The 14188-nt window shown below is 68.0% G+C and carries 11 protein-coding genes and 2 riboswitches; of the genes, 7 read left to right on the top strand and 4 right to left on the bottom strand.

Annotated features, from left to right (window positions below):
* On the bottom strand, positions 1–1308 hold the full coding sequence (gene nadA, locus ACQ3HE_RS04290) for a quinolinate synthase NadA (protein ID WP_430891431.1): 1308 nt from the start codon (positions 1306–1308) through the stop codon (positions 1–3).
* A complete protein-coding gene (locus tag ACQ3HE_RS04285; RefSeq protein WP_192018209.1) occupies positions 1305–2087 on the bottom strand; it encodes an NUDIX hydrolase in 783 nt (260 codons plus the stop codon). The genes nadA and ACQ3HE_RS04285 overlap by 4 nt, the downstream gene beginning before the upstream one ends.
* Positions 2088–2238: 151 nt before the next feature.
* A riboswitch (glycine riboswitch) is annotated at positions 2239–2324 on the top strand.
* 1 nt (position 2325) lies between these two features.
* Positions 2326–2429, top strand: a riboswitch (glycine riboswitch).
* A gap of 56 nt (positions 2430–2485) precedes the next feature.
* Here ACQ3HE_RS04285 and gcvT point away from each other — a divergent pair.
* The 3 genes from gcvT to gcvP are packed head-to-tail and all read left to right on the top strand — an operon-like array spanning position 2486 to position 6909.
* Positions 2486–3610 (top strand): glycine cleavage system aminomethyltransferase GcvT, encoded by a 1125-nt coding sequence (gcvT, locus tag ACQ3HE_RS04280; RefSeq protein ID WP_430891430.1) that lies wholly within the window; start codon positions 2486–2488, stop codon positions 3608–3610.
* A 3-nt stretch (positions 3611–3613) separates the two neighbouring features.
* Positions 3614–3988, top strand: a complete 375-nt coding sequence (gene gcvH, locus ACQ3HE_RS04275; RefSeq protein WP_124769004.1) for a glycine cleavage system protein GcvH — start codon at positions 3614–3616, stop codon at positions 3986–3988.
* The gene (gene gcvP, locus ACQ3HE_RS04270) at positions 3988–6909 is read left to right on the top strand and encodes an aminomethyl-transferring glycine dehydrogenase (RefSeq protein WP_430891429.1); all 2922 of its coding nucleotides are present in this window, start codon (positions 3988–3990) and stop codon (positions 6907–6909) included. The genes gcvH and gcvP overlap by 1 nt, the downstream gene beginning before the upstream one ends.
* Before the next feature lie 75 nt (positions 6910–6984).
* Here gcvP and ACQ3HE_RS04265 read toward each other — a convergent pair whose 3' ends face one another.
* Positions 6985–7797, bottom strand: coding sequence for a CPBP family intramembrane glutamic endopeptidase (locus tag ACQ3HE_RS04265; protein WP_241160855.1), 813 nt, complete (start codon positions 7795–7797; stop codon positions 6985–6987).
* 336 nt (positions 7798–8133) lie between these two features.
* Between ACQ3HE_RS04265 and ACQ3HE_RS04260 the strand changes: the two genes are divergently transcribed.
* The 4 genes from ACQ3HE_RS04260 (at position 8134) to ACQ3HE_RS04245 (ending at position 13443) form a co-directional block, all read left to right on the top strand.
* Positions 8134–9744 carry a peptide ABC transporter substrate-binding protein gene (locus ACQ3HE_RS04260; protein ID WP_241160856.1) on the top strand — a complete coding sequence of 537 codons (1611 nt, stop codon included), beginning with the start codon at positions 8134–8136 and terminating at the stop codon, positions 9742–9744.
* Between the two features lie 75 nt (positions 9745–9819).
* Positions 9820–10749: an ABC transporter permease gene (locus ACQ3HE_RS04255; protein WP_064296418.1), complete on the top strand. Its 930-nt coding sequence runs from the start codon at positions 9820–9822 to the stop codon at positions 10747–10749.
* The gene (locus tag ACQ3HE_RS04250) at positions 10739–11707 is read left to right on the top strand and encodes an ABC transporter permease (protein ID WP_064296417.1); all 969 of its coding nucleotides are present in this window, start codon (positions 10739–10741) and stop codon (positions 11705–11707) included. The genes ACQ3HE_RS04255 and ACQ3HE_RS04250 overlap by 11 nt, the downstream gene beginning before the upstream one ends.
* An 11-nt stretch (positions 11708–11718) precedes the next feature.
* The gene (locus ACQ3HE_RS04245; RefSeq protein WP_079705528.1) at positions 11719–13443 is read left to right on the top strand and encodes a dipeptide ABC transporter ATP-binding protein; all 1725 of its coding nucleotides are present in this window, start codon (positions 11719–11721) and stop codon (positions 13441–13443) included.
* 82 nt (positions 13444–13525) lie between these two features.
* Here the strand turns inward: ACQ3HE_RS04245 and ACQ3HE_RS04240 are convergent, their stop codons facing one another.
* Positions 13526–14143, bottom strand: coding sequence for a hypothetical protein (locus ACQ3HE_RS04240; RefSeq protein WP_159878236.1), 618 nt, complete (start codon positions 14141–14143; stop codon positions 13526–13528).
* Positions 14144–14188: the final 45 nt, after the last annotated feature.

The raw sequence follows: 14188 nt of genomic DNA, 5'->3' as shown, positions 1-14188 counted from the left end.
TCAGCCGGCCTGGGTTCCGACGGCGACCGGTGGCTTCGCGGCGAGCATGCGCTCGAGCGACAGGCGGGCCGGGACGGCCACGTCGTCGGAGACGGTGATGCGGTTGAGCACCTCGCCCGCGACGAGTCCTTCGAGCACCCAGGCCAGGTAGCCGGGGTGGATGCGGTACATCGTCGAGCAGGGGCAGATCACGTCGTCGAGGCAGAAGATCGTGTGCTGCGGGTACTGCGCGGCGAGGCGCTGCACCATGTTGATCTCGGTGCCGATCGCGAACGTGGTGCCGTCCGGCGCCGCCGCGATGGTCTTCTGGATGTAGTCCGTCGATCCCGCCTCGTCGGCGGCGTCGACGACCGCCATCGGGCACTCGGGGTGCACGATGACCCGGACGCCGGGGTGCTCCGCCCGGGCGCGGTCGATCTGGTCGACGGTGAACCGCTTGTGCACCGAGCAGAAGCCGTGCCACAGGATGACCTCTGCCTGCTCGAGGTCGGTCGCCTCGTTGCCGCCGAGCGGGCGGTTCGGGTTCCACATCGGCATGTGCTCGAGTGGCACGCCCAGCTTCTTGGCGGTGTTCCGACCCAGGTGCTGATCCGGGAAGAACAGCACCCGCTGTCCGCGCTCGAAGGCCCACCGCAGGACCGTCTCCGCGTTGCTGGACGTGCAGACGATCCCGCCGTGCCGACCGCAGAAGCCCTTGAGCGCCGCCGAGGAGTTCATGTAGGTGACGGGGATGACCGGTACCCGGCCGTCGGCGTCCGGTTCGGTCCCGTAGAGCGCCTCGAGGGCCTCCCACGCCTCCTCGACCTGGTCGATGTCCGCCATGTCGGCCATCGAGCAGCCGGCGGCGAGGTTCGGGAGGATCACGGCCTGCTCGGGTCCGGACAGGAGGTCGGCCGTCTCGGCCATGAAGTGCACGCCGCAGAACACGATCGCCTCGGCCTCGGTGCGTGCCTTGGCCGCGTTCGCGAGCTGGAAGGAGTCGCCGATGTAGTCGGCGTGCTGGACCACCTCGTCGCGCTGATAGAAGTGCCCGAGGATCACGACGCGGTCTCCGAGGGTCTGCTTCGCGGCCACGATGCGGCGGTGGAGTTCATCGTTGGAGGCGTCGCGATAGGCGGCCGGGAGCTGGCCCTGCCGAGGCGAACCGGTCGGGATGACGTCGCCCATCGACGCGCCAGGGCCGTAGCTCGGCGGCTGCAGGTCGAACACCCAGGGCCCGGCCGCGAGCTCGGGCGCGCAGGTCGCGCCGGCGGACGCACCCTCGGTGATCTGCTGGATGGTGTCGTCGACGGATGCGGTGATGGTCATGCTGGCTCCTCGGACTGCTGACGGGTGGTCGGGGTGGACGTCGTGGGCCTGCGGCTCGTCGACCGCCCGGGCGACGGGGTCTCCGGTCGGGTGACGGGCTGGGTCCACCGGTAGAGCCGCGCCGGGCGGTGGCGCCCACCGGTACGGAGCTCGTCGGTCTGCAGGACGAGACCGGAGGACTCGACCTGGCGTCGGAAGTTCGCGGGGTCGAGCTGCTTCTGCAACACCGCCTCGTGCACCTCCCGGAGTTCGGAGAGGGTGAAGGTCTCGCCCAGGAAGGCGTGCGCGATGTGGCTGTACTCCAGCTTGTTGCGGAGCCGCCACAGGGCGTACTCGACGATGTCGCGGTGGTCGAACGCCAACGGGGGGAGTGCGTCGGCCGGGAACCAGCGGACGTTCTGGCCGAGCCGCGTGCGCTTCGCCTCGTCGGACCCGACGAGCGCCCAGTAGACGATCGAGACGACGCGCTCGGCGGGGGAGCGGTCGAGGTCGCCGAACGCGTACAACTGCTCGAGGTAGCGCGGGCGGAGGGAGGTTGTCGTCTCCAGGGTCGACGAGGCCGCGTCCGCGAGGGACTCCGCGGCACCGAGCGGGCCGCCCGGCAGCGCCCAGAGGCCGTCGTAGGGCTCACGGATGCGCCGGACGAGCGGGAGCCAGATGCCCGGCTGCGGGTCGGTCGCGCCGAACCCATCGTCGGCTCGGAGCGTGAAGATGACGGTCGAGACCGCGAGGCCGACCTGCGGGTCCGTCTGCTCCGCGGGAGTCGTCGATCGCTGCATGGGGGATCTCCGTGTTCCGGAGCACCGGCGGCACTTCAGGTAGAAATGACCTGTACTCGATATAGGCTTAGTGTACACCTGACTCGAACAAGGTCCTGCGCCGAGGCGACCACTCGCGATATGCTGGCGGCTCAATCGAACATCGGGCCGCAAACACGATGCGGGAGAGCCGGTACGCCGGCACCGAAGGAGCAAGCCTCCCCGCCAATCTCTCAGGTCCTGTACCGCATCGGACTGGCCACTCTGGAAAGCAGCGCACGTTCGTGGTGCGCTCGCCGACGGTGAAAGCAGTGTCCGCAGCAGCGGCGCTCGTGAAGCTCTCAGGCCAATGACAGAGGGGGAGTTCCCAACGGGCACCGTCAGGTGTCCGCAGCGCACCACGCGACCCCGGAGAACTCGTGACCGACCTCGAACGAACCAGCCCGCTCCATGCCGTCCACGAAGCCGCCGGCGCGAGCTTCACGGACTTCGCCGGATGGCAGATGCCCGTGCGGTACTCGAGCGACCTCGCCGAGCACCACGCCGTGCGCACCGCCGCCGGCATCTTCGACATCTCCCACATGGCCGAGATCCAGGTCGTGGGCGACGACGCCGCCGACTTCCTCGACCAGGCGCTCGCGGGCAAGCTGTCCGCCATCGATCTGCTCCAGGCCAAGTACTCCCTGCTGCTGAACGAGGCCGGCGGCATCATCGACGACCTCGTCGTCTACCGCAACGGTGAGCACGAGTACCTCGTCGTCGCGAACGCGGGCAACCACGACGCCGTCGTCGCAGCGCTCACCGAGCGGGCCGCGGCGTTCGAGCACGTGGTCGTCATGGACCGCAGCGACGAGATCGCGCTCATCGCCGTCCAGGGGCCCGCCTCCCGCGCCATCCTCCAGGCGACCGAGGGGCTCCACATCCTGGACGAATTGCCGTCCCTCGGCGAGGTGAAGTACTACCGCGCGACGGGTGCCTCCTTCGAGAACGGCACGGTCTTCATCGGGCGCACCGGGTACACCGGCGAGGACGGGTTCGAGCTGTACGTCGACGCGGCCGACGCCGTGGAGCTGTGGAACGCCATCGTCGCCGCCGGGACACCGCTCGGACTGGTCCCCGCCGGGCTCGCCAGTCGCGACACGCTCCGGCTCGAAGCCGGCATGCCGTTGTACGGCCACGAGCTCGGTCCGGACATGCTGCCCGTGCAGGCCGGACTCGGCCGCGTCGTCGCACTCGGCAAGCACGGCACGTTCATCGGTCGTGACGCCGTCGAGGCCGGTCCGGCGGACGACGCACCGGTGCTCGTCGCCCTCGTCTCCGAGGGGCGTCGCGCCGGTCGTGCCGGTTACCGTGTCCTCGCCGGCGACACGACCGTCGGCGAGGTGACGAGCGGGGCACTGTCGCCCACCCTCGGACACCCGATCGCCATGGCCTACGTGCACCCCGACCACGCCGAGCCGGGCACCGTGCTCGACATCGACGTCCGCGGCACGCGAATCCCCGCGACCGTCACCACGCTCCCCTTCTATTCGAGAGAGAAGTAACCCATGGCCGACAAGACCACCCTCAAGTACACCGCCGAGCACGAGTGGATCCGCGTCGAGGGCGATCTCGCCGTCATCGGGATCACCGACTACGCCGCCGAGAAGCTCGGTGACGTCGTCTTCGTGGACCTCCCCGCCGTCGGCGCGGCGCTCTCAGCCAGCACCGTGGTCGGCGAGATCGAGTCCACGAAGTCCGTCGGCGAGCTCTTCGCCCCGCTCGACGGCGAGGTCGTCGAGGCCAACGGCGCCGTCGTCGACGACCCGTCGCTCGTCAACAGCGACCCGTTCGGTGCCGGCTGGCTCGTCTCCGTCCGATACGACGCGCTGCCCGACACGCTCCTCAGCTGGGACGACTACGCCGCGCTGGTGGGCGAGTGATGGCGGACCGCTTCGCAGAACGGCACATCGGAACCGACACCGCCGCCCAGGCGACGATGCTCGCCGCCGTCGGGTACGACAGCGTCGACGCCCTGCTCGCCGCGGCCGTCCCCTCCGCGATCACGGCCGCCGAGCTCGCCTCGTCCAGCATCCCCGACGCCGCGACCGAGCGGGCGGCGCTCGCCGAACTCCGTGAGCTCGCCGGCCGCAACACGGTGAACCGGAGCCTGATCGGTCTCGGTTACTTCGACACGATCACGCCGGCGGTCATCAAGCGGAACGTCCTCGAGAACCCCTCCTGGTACACGGCCTACACGCCGTACCAGCCCGAGATCTCGCAGGGCCGCCTCGAGGCGCTCATCAACTTCCAGACGATGGTCGCCGACCTCACCGGTCTCGACACGGCCAACGCCTCGATGCTCGACGAGAGCACCGCGGTCGTCGAAGGCATGCTCCTCGCGCGCCGGGCCTCGAAGCTCGCCGACGCGACGTTCATCGTCGACGCCGACGCGTACCCGCAGACGAAGGCGCTCCTCCGGAGTCGCGCGGAAGCGGTCGGCATCGACCTCGTCGAGCTGCCGTTGTCGACCACCTCGCCCGAGGACCTCCCGGCGGCGTTCGGTGTCTTCGTGCAGTACCCCGGTGCCTCCGGGCTCGTGTGGGACCCGTCGGCGATCATCGCGGCGGTCAAGGCGGCCGGCGGCGTGTCGGTCGTCGCGGCCGATCTCCTCGCCCTCACGCTCATCTCCTCGCCCGGTTCCCTCGGCGCGGACATCGCGGTCGGGACGAGCCAGCGCTTCGGCGTGCCGATGGGCTTCGGCGGGCCGCACGCTGGGTACCTCGCGGTCCGCAAGGGCCTCGAGCGCCAGATGCCCGGTCGCCTCGTCGGCGTCAGCCAGGACGCGGCGGGTCACCCCGCCTACCGGCTCACGCTGCAGACGCGCGAGCAGCACATCCGCCGTGAGAAGGCCACGAGCAACATCTGCACGGCCCAGGTCCTGCTGGCGGTCATGGCCGCGATGTACGCCGTGTACCACGGGCCAGACGGGCTCAAGCGGATCGCGCAGTCGGTGCACGCGACCACCGCGAGTGCATCCCGTCTGCTGGGGTCGGCGGGTGTCGAGGTGCTCACGGAGCACTACTTCGACACCCTGCAGGTGCGCGTCGCCGACAGCGCAGCGGTGGTGTCGGGTGCGCACGACCGCGGCCTCCTGCTGTGGGCCGTCGACGAGACGACCGTCTCGATGAGCTTCGACGAGGTGAGCGCGGTCGAGAGCGTCGTCCCGACCCTCGTCGAGGTGCTCACGACCGCTGGGACCGCCACCGCCGGAGAGCCGTCGGCATACGTCTTCGACGAGGGGGCGTCCGCCTCGGCGTTCGGTCCGAGCGCCGTGTCGGAGTACCCGGCCACGCTCGCCCGCGAGACCGAGTATCTGACGCACCCGGTGTTCAACACCCACCACTCGGAGACCGCCATGATGCGGTACCTCAAGCAGCTTGCCGACCGCGACTATGCGCTCGACCGGGGGATGATCCCGCTGGGTTCGTGCACGATGAAGCTCAACGCCGCCACCGAGATGGAGGCCGTCACCTGGCCCGAGTTCGCCGGGCTGCACCCGTTCGCCCCGCGTGAGGACGTCGCAGGCTCGCTCGAACTCGTCGACCAGCTCGAGACCTGGCTGGCCGAGGTCACCGGGTACGACTCCGTGTCGCTGCAGCCGAACGCCGGCAGCCAGGGCGAGCTCGCCGGTCTCCTCGCCATCCGCGGCTACCACCGCGCGAACGGCGACGAGCAACGGACGGTCTGCCTCATCCCCTCGAGTGCGCACGGCACGAACGCGGCCTCCGCCGTCCTCGCCGGCATGCGTGTGGTCGTCGTCGCGTGCGACGAGCAGGGCAACGTCGACCTCGACGACCTCCGGTCGAAGATCGAGGCCAACGCCGAGTCCCTCGCCGCGCTCATGATCACCTACCCGTCCACCCACGGCGTCTACGAGCACGAGGTGAAGACCATCACCCAGGCCGTGCACGACGCCGGCGGCCAGGTCTACGTCGACGGCGCGAACCTCAACGCGCTGCTCGGGTACGCGCGGTTCGGTGAGTTCGGCGGCGACGTCTCGCACCTGAACCTGCACAAGACGTTCTGCATCCCGCACGGCGGTGGCGGCCCCGGTGTCGGGCCGGTCGCCGCCAAGGCGCACCTCGCGCCGTTCCTGCCCGGTCACCCGCTGGCGCAGCGGGCCGAGCACCCGCTGCTCGGCGGCGGGACGGTCGTGCACGACGGCGGTCCGATCTCGGCGGCTCCCTACGGCAGCCCGAGCATCCTGCCGATCTCGTGGGCGTACGTCCGCATGATGGGTTCGGAAGGGCTCCGCGAGGCGACCGGGGCCGCGGTGCTCGCGGCGAACTACATCGCTGCGCGACTGCGCGACCACTATCCCGTCCTGTACACGGGCGACAGCGACCTCGTGGCGCACGAGTGCATCCTCGACCTCCGTCCGCTCAAGGAGGCGACCGGGATCTCCGTCGACGACGTGGCCAAGCGTCTCGTCGACTACGGGTTCCACGCGCCGACGATGTCGTTCCCCGTCGCGGGGACGCTCATGGTCGAGCCGACGGAGAGCGAGGACCTCACCGAGGTCGACCGCTTCGTCGACGCGATGATCGCGATCAAGGCGGAAGCGGACTCCGTCGCGGCGGGCGAGTGGCCTGCCGACGACAACCCGCTCGTCGGGGCGCCGCACACGGCCCAGTCGGTCATCGAGGGGGAGTGGACGCACGCGTACTCGCGCGAGCTCGCCGTCTACCCCGTACACACGCTCGTGCGCACGAAGTACTGGCCGCCGGTGCGTCGCATCGACCAGGCGTACGGCGACCGCAACCTCGTGTGCGCCTGCCCGCCGCCCGAGGCCTTCGCCTAGCCGGTCCATGAGCACTCCCTCGCCCATTCGTGGGCGAGGGAGTGCTCGTTCGCCCCGTGACGGGCGAACGGGTCGTCAGGAGGACGGCGTCGCGGCGAAGATCTCCGGCCACCAGGCGACGGCGAGCGGGAAGCCCGCGAACGAGATGATGTCGATGACCGTGTGCGCGACGACGAGTGGCATCACCCGCCCCCAGCGCTTGTAGCACCAGCCGAACGCGATCCCCATGGCGACGTTGCCGAAGAACGGCCCGATGCCCTGGTACAGGTGGTAGCTCCCGCGGAGGACGGCGGTCGACAGGATGATCGTCCACCACCCCCACCCGATCTCGCGGAGCCTGGTGTACAGGTAGCCGATGATGATGACCTCCTCCTGGAGGCCGGCGCGGAGGGCGGAGAAGACGAGCATCGGGATCGTCCACCAGTACATGGTGTCGGGGAACGTCGAGACCGCGACCGTGACGCCGAGTGCGCGGCCCAACGCGTACACACCGATGCCGGGGACACCGATCGCGGCGACGAGGAGCAGACCGCGGCCGAGGTCGCGTCCGGGGGAGCGGAGGTCGAGGCCCATCCGCGCGAAGCCGCTGCGTCCGGGCTGCCAGAGCAGGTAGATGACGAGGGCGACCGGCGCGAGCTGGAAGAAGAGCCCGAGGAACTGGTAGCTGAAGTCGAGCCACTCCCGGGTGGCCTGGGTGGTGTTGATCGCCGCAGATTGATCGGAGAGCGGCGGCCCCGCGGTGAGCTTCGCGATGAGCGAGATGATCGAGTACACCGCCGACGCCCCGAGGCTCAGCGCGAGGACGACGCCGATCTCCCACCACCGACGGTTGTTTCCGGCGCCCTCGGGGAGGTCCGGTCCCCGCTCGGTGGTGTTCTGTTCGCTCACCGGTCCATTCTGCTGGCTGGTGGCTCCGAGCGCACCGCATACCATCTGCGCGTCCGCTCGGCGGATATCAGGAGACGAACGCCTTACGATTCGTATCCAGAACGACGATGTGACTGCACGAGTTTTGCGATCATGATCGTTCTGTTGCGTCGTGGGCGGGATCCGTGCACGAAAAAGCATCCGTGAGCAACAATCCGGCGATTGGGTTACCGCTGTGTAACGTTTGGCGTCCCAGTTTGCTCGCCGTCCTGCTTCTGCTTATCGTCAGAGTATTCAAAGAGCGATCCAGCGCACACGATGCGCTGTTTTCGCTTGCCCTTTCCCCAAGGAGGAACTGTGAAGTTCAGTCGGTTCGGCTCTGCCGCCGCCATCATCGCAGCAGGGGCTCTCGTCCTCACCGGTTGTTCCGGTGGCGGTTCCAGCAGCGAGAGCACCAGCAGCGCATCATCCGTCATCACGACCAACGGCTCCGAGCCGGAGTCGGGCCTCATCCCCAGCGACACCAACGAGGTCGGTGGCGGAAAGATCATCGACGAGGTCTTCGCAGGCCTCCGCTACTACGCGGCCGACGGCAAGCCGGTCGACGACCTGGCCGAGTCGATCGACACCGACGACTCGACCACGTTCACGATCAAGATCAAGGCTGATCAGAAGTTCACCAACGGCGACCCCGTCACCGCTGACTCGTTCGTCATGGCATGGCAGGACGCCGTCGTCAACCTCCGCAAGAACGCCTCGTTCTTCGCTGACGTCGAGGGCTACAACGAGACCGGCCAGCCCCTGACGGGCCTGAGCGTCGTGGACGACACCACCTTCACGGTGAAGCTGTCCGCACCTGCATCGGACTTCCCGCTGCGTCTGGGCTACTCCGCCTTCTACCCGCTGCCCGCTGCAGCGTTCGACGCGGCCGGCAAGGTCACGGACGAGTTCGGACAGAACCCGATCGGCAACGGCCCGTACAAGGTCGACGGCGACAAGGCGTGGAAGCACAACGAGTCGATCAAGCTCGTCAAGAACGACGAGTACAAGGGTGGCCGCGAAGCCAAGAACGGTGGCCTGACCATCACGTTCTACAAGGACTTCGACAGCGCCTACGCCGACCTGCTGAGCGGCAACCTCGACGTCCTGGACCAGATCCCGGACTCCGCGCTCTCCACCTACCAGGACGACCTGGGCGACCGCGCGGTCAACCAGCCGGCCGCCGTGTTCCAGTCCTTCACGATCCCGTCCCGCCTCCCGCACTTCAGCGGTGAAGAGGGTCAGCTGCGTCGTCAGGCCATCTCGTACGCGATCAACCGTGAAGAGATCACCAAGGTCATCTTCAACGGGACCCGCACGCCGGCGACCGACTTCACCTCGCCGGTCATCGACGGCTACTCGAAGGACATCGAAGGTAACGACGTCCTCAAGTACAACGAGAAGAAGGCCAAGGAACTCTGGGCCGAGGCCGACGCCATCTCCCCGTGGGACGGCTCCTTCCAGATCGCGTACAACGCCGACGGGCCGCACCAGGCCTGGGTCGACGCAGTGACCAACGGCATCAAGAACGTCCTGGGCATCGAGTCCTCGGGCGTCCCGGTCGCCGTCTTCGGTGACTTCCGTGCCGGCATCACCAACCGCTCCATCGAGACGGCGTTCCGCTCCGGATGGCAGGCCGACTACCCGGGTCTGTACAACTTCCTCGCTCCGCTCTACGCGACCGGTGCTTCCTCGAACGACGGTGACTACTCGAGCCCCGAGTTCGACAAGCTCCTCTCCGAGGGTTCGTCCGAGACCGACCTGGACGCTGCGAACAAGAAGTTCCAGGACGCCCAGGCGGTCCTCTTCAAGGACCTGCCGGCCATCCCGCTCTGGTACCAGAACGTGAGCGGCGGCTTCGGCGAAGGCGTGCAGAACGTCGAGTTCGGTTGGAACTCGGTGCCGCTGTACTACGAGATCACCAAGTAGTCTTGTAGCGGCATAGCTGGGTGGGTCCGGTTCTTCCGGGCCCACCCAGCTTCACGAGTTCAGGAGTCCCACACCATGGGCGGTTACATTCTTCGTCGTGTCCTGCAGGCTATCCCCGTACTGCTCGGCACGACCTTCCTCATCTATTTCATGGTCTTCGCGTTGCCCGGTGATCCCGTGCTCGCATTGTTCGGCGACAAGACGCCGAGCGCCGCGCAGATCGCTCAACTCAACGCCGAGTACAACCTCGACAAGCCGTTCATCGTGCAGTACTTCCTGTACCTCGGCGGCATCTTCACCGGCGACCTCGGAACGTCCTTCTCCGGGCAGCCGGTCAGCGAGATCCTCGCGCAGGCCTTCCCGGTCACGCTGCGGCTCGCCGTCATCGCCGTCTTCTTCGAGATGGTCGCCGGCATCACGATCGGTCTCATCTCCGGCATCCGCAAGGGCGGCATCTTCGACGCCTCGTTCCTCGTGGTCAGCCTGATCCTCATCTCGCTCCCCGTCTTCGTCATCGCGTTCGTCGCGCAGTACGTGTTCGGGATCCAGCTCGGGTGGTTCAGACCGACGGTCGGCCCGGGCGCGCCGATACAAGACCTCCTACTCCCCGCACTGGTCCTCGCCACCATCAGCTTCGCGCAGATCGTGCGGTTGACCCGGTCCTCGGTCATCGAGACGCAGTCGCTCGACTTCGTCCGTACGGCGTACTCGAAGGGCCTGAGCCGTCGCCGGGTCATCCCCGTGCACATCCTGCGCAACTCGCTGATCCCGGTCGTGACCTACCTCGCGGTGGACTTCGGTGTGCTGATCGTCGGCGCCACGGTGACCGAGGGCATCTTCAACGTCCCCGGTGTCGGTCGCACGCTCTACCAGGCCATCCTCCGAGGAGAAGGCCCGACCGTGGTGTCCTTCGTGACGGTGATGGTGTTGTTCTACCTCATCATCAACCTCGTCATCGACCTCTTCTACGCCGTGCTCGACCCAAGGATCCGCTATGTCAAGTAATGATCAGGAGCCGACGATCAAGCGATCCCCGAATCACTTCGTCGCGCCGCTCGAAGAGACCCCCCTCGCGGTCATCGACGCCGTCAAGGTCGACGAGAAGGTCAGCAACCTCTGGACCGACGCCTGGGCGTTCATGCGCCGTCGTCCCATGTTCTGGATCTCGTCCGTCCTCATCCTGCTCGTCGTGGTCGTGGGCCTGTTCCCCTTCCTCTTCACGCAGACGCCCCCGAACAACCAGTGCTTCCTCGAGAACAGCAACGGCGGGCCTGAGGCCGGCCACATCCTCGGGTTCACGAAGCAGGGCTGCGACATCTTCGCGCGGGTCATCTACGGGACCTCCACGTCGCTGTCCGTCGGTCTCATCGTGACGTTGATCACCGCCACGCTCGGCATCGTGTTCGGCGCGTTCGCCGGCTTCTACGGCGGTTGGGTCGACTCGGTGCTGTCCCGCATCGGCGACATCTTCTTCTCCATCCCGTACATCCTCGCGGCCGTCGTCGTCATGTCGGTGCTCGCGAAGTACCGGAGCGTGTGGACGATCTCCTTGGCGATCGGTCTGTTCGCCTGGCCATCAGTCGCCCGAGTGCTTCGAGCGGAGGTGCTCAGGGTCAAGAACGCGGACTACGTCCAAGCGTCCATCGCGCTGGGTGTCTCCCGCTTCAAGATCCTCCTGCGCCACGTGCTGCCGAACGCGATCCCACCGGTGATCGTCGTCATCACGATCTCGCTGGCGTCCGCGATCGTCGCCGAGGCGACGCTGTCCTTCCTCGGCGTGGGGCTCGGAAGCGAGACCATGTCCTGGGGCAACGACATCAGCCAGGCGCAGCGTGACCTCCGCACGGCGCCGCAGGTGCTGATCTACCCGTCGATCGCGCTGTCGCTCACCGTGCTCAGCTTCATCATGATGGGCGAAGTCCTGCGAGACGCGCTCGACCCGAAGGCGAGGGCCCTGCGTTGAACGCGAGCCAGATGAACACCCAGCAGCCGCTGCTCGAGGTCAAGGACCTCGAGGTCACCTTCCGTACCCAGAGCGGGACGGTCCAGGCCATCCGCAAGACCGGATTCACCATGATGCCCGGGGAGACCGTCGCGATCGTCGGTGAGTCCGGATCCGGGAAGTCGACGACCGCGCACGCGATCATCAACCTCCTGCCCGGTACCGGCAAGATCAGCGGGGGCGAGATCCTCTTCGAGGGGCGCGACCTCTCGAAGCTCTCCCGCAACGAGATCGAGGACGTCCGCGGACGCCTGATCGGTTTCGTGCCGCAGGACCCGATGTCCAACCTGAACCCGGTGTGGAACATCGGCTTCCAGGTCGAGGAGGCCATCCGTGCCAACGGCATCGCCCACGGCAAGAAGGCCGTCCGTGCCAAGGCGATCGAGGTGCTCCAGCAGGCAGGCCTCTCCGACGCCGACCGTCGCCTGAAGCAGTTCCCGCACCAGTTCTCCGGCGGCATGCGTCAGCGCGTGCTCATCGGTATCGGTCTGTCGTCGAGCCCGAAGCTGCTCATCGCGGACGAGCCGACGTCGGCGCTCGACGTCACGGTCCAGCGGAAGATCCTCGACCACCTCGAGAGCCTGACCCGCGACAGCGGCACGGCGCTGCTCTTCATCACGCACGACCTCGGCCTCGCCGCCGAGCGCGCTGAGAAGCTCATCGTCATGTACAAGGGGCAGATCGTCGAGGCCGGTCCGTCGGTCGAGATCCTGCAGAACCCGGTGCACCCGTACACGAAGCGGCTCGTCGCAGCGGCGCCGAGCCTGGCGTCGCGTCGCATCCAGTCGGCGACCGGATCGCTCGAGACCCTCGACCACGAGGCTCCCGCCGGCTCCGAGGGCATCGACCTCATCGTCGCCGCCGAGCACCGCGCTGCGGCGCAGGCTGCCCAGCCGGACGCGGAAGCCGCGATCGTGGTCAAGGACCTCGAGAAGGTCTACAACATCCGTGGCCAGAAGGCGGCTGAGCGGGAGCTCAAGGCCGTCGACGGCGTCTCGTTCGAGATCCCGAGGGGCACCACCATGGCGCTCGTCGGCGAGTCCGGATCCGGCAAGTCGACCGTGGCGAAGCTGCTCCTGCAGCTGGAGACGCCGACGTCCGGCCAGATCCGCATCGGTGGCAAGGCGATGGAGGGGCTCGATCGCAAGGGCCTCCTCGCGCTGCGCCGGAAGATGCAGCCGGTCTTCCAGGACCCCTACGGTTCTCTCGACCCGCTGCGGAACATCGGCAACACGATCGCTGAACCGCTCGTCACGCACAAGGTGGGCGACAAGGCCTCCCGCCGTGCTCGCGTGCTGGAGCTCCTCGACCAGGTCTCGCTGCCGCAGGCGGTCGCGACCCGGTACCCGAACGAACTCTCCGGTGGACAGCGTCAGCGCATCGCGATCGCTCGCGCACTCGCGTTGAAGCCTGAGATCGTCGTCCTCGACGAGGCGGTGTCCGCGCTCGACGTCCTCGTCCAGGCGCAGATCCTGCAGTTGCTCGCCGACCTCCAGTCGGAGCTGCAGCTGACGTACCTCTTCATCACCCACGACCTCGCGGTCGTGCGCGTGATCGCCGACAACGTCGCGGTCATGCAGAAGGGGAAGATCGTGGAGGCGTCGACCACGGACGACGTCTTCGAGAACCCGAAGCAGCAGTACACGCGCGAACTCCTCGACGCCATCCCCGGCGCCGGGATCGAGCTCGCGCTGTAACCGGCGCACCACGTCGAAGGGCGGTGCCGCGGAGTGATCCGTGGCACCGCCCTTCGGCGTTGCGGGAGGCGTCCGCCGGTCGCTAGCCGAGGAGCGCCGAGGCGACGCCCCAGAGGACGAGTGCGGCCGTGACGCCGAGGGCGACGACGTCCCAGCGCGAGGTGGCGAGGCGGTCGTCCTTCGGGTCGATCCGACCCCAGCGTTCGTGCGCACGGTCGATGAGGTCGACGGCCGTCGGACCCTCGTTGCCGGCGCGGCCGGGTCGGCGGACACCCGCCGCGCGGTCCTGGTGGTCGACCCCGCGTCGTCCGGCGCGTCCGCCGATCATCGACGGGCGGTCGAGACCGGCGCTCGGCGCGCCCCAGCTCGTGATCTTCCGACCGTCGCGGAGGAGCACCGTGAGCTGGTAGCGGCTGGTCGCCTCCTCCATGCGCGACCACGGGATGTCGTGGAGACGCCCCACGTTCACGATGGTCAGCTGCGACGGCTCGATGACGATGCAGGGGCGGACGAGGACGAGGTAGACCAGCCACACGACGAGGAGCTCCCACGGGAGCGCCTGGACCGCGAAGTCCCAGGCCCCGCGGCCGACGGCGTCGATGATGAAGAAGACCATGAGCAGGGCGGTGACCCCGAGGATCCAGAAGCCGCTCGTGCTCCGCAGAGTGGTCCGATTGCCGGCGTTCGTCGCTTCGTTCACGTCCACCATCCTTCCAGGCCGCCGACCCGCGGGGCCGCACGGCTC

This window comes from Plantibacter auratus (assembly GCF_050587365.1).
GTDB lineage: Bacteria > Actinomycetota > Actinomycetes > Actinomycetales > Microbacteriaceae > Plantibacter > Plantibacter auratus.
Note: the sequence above shows the minus strand (reverse complement) of the source record. Positions and strands in the feature narration are given on the sequence as shown.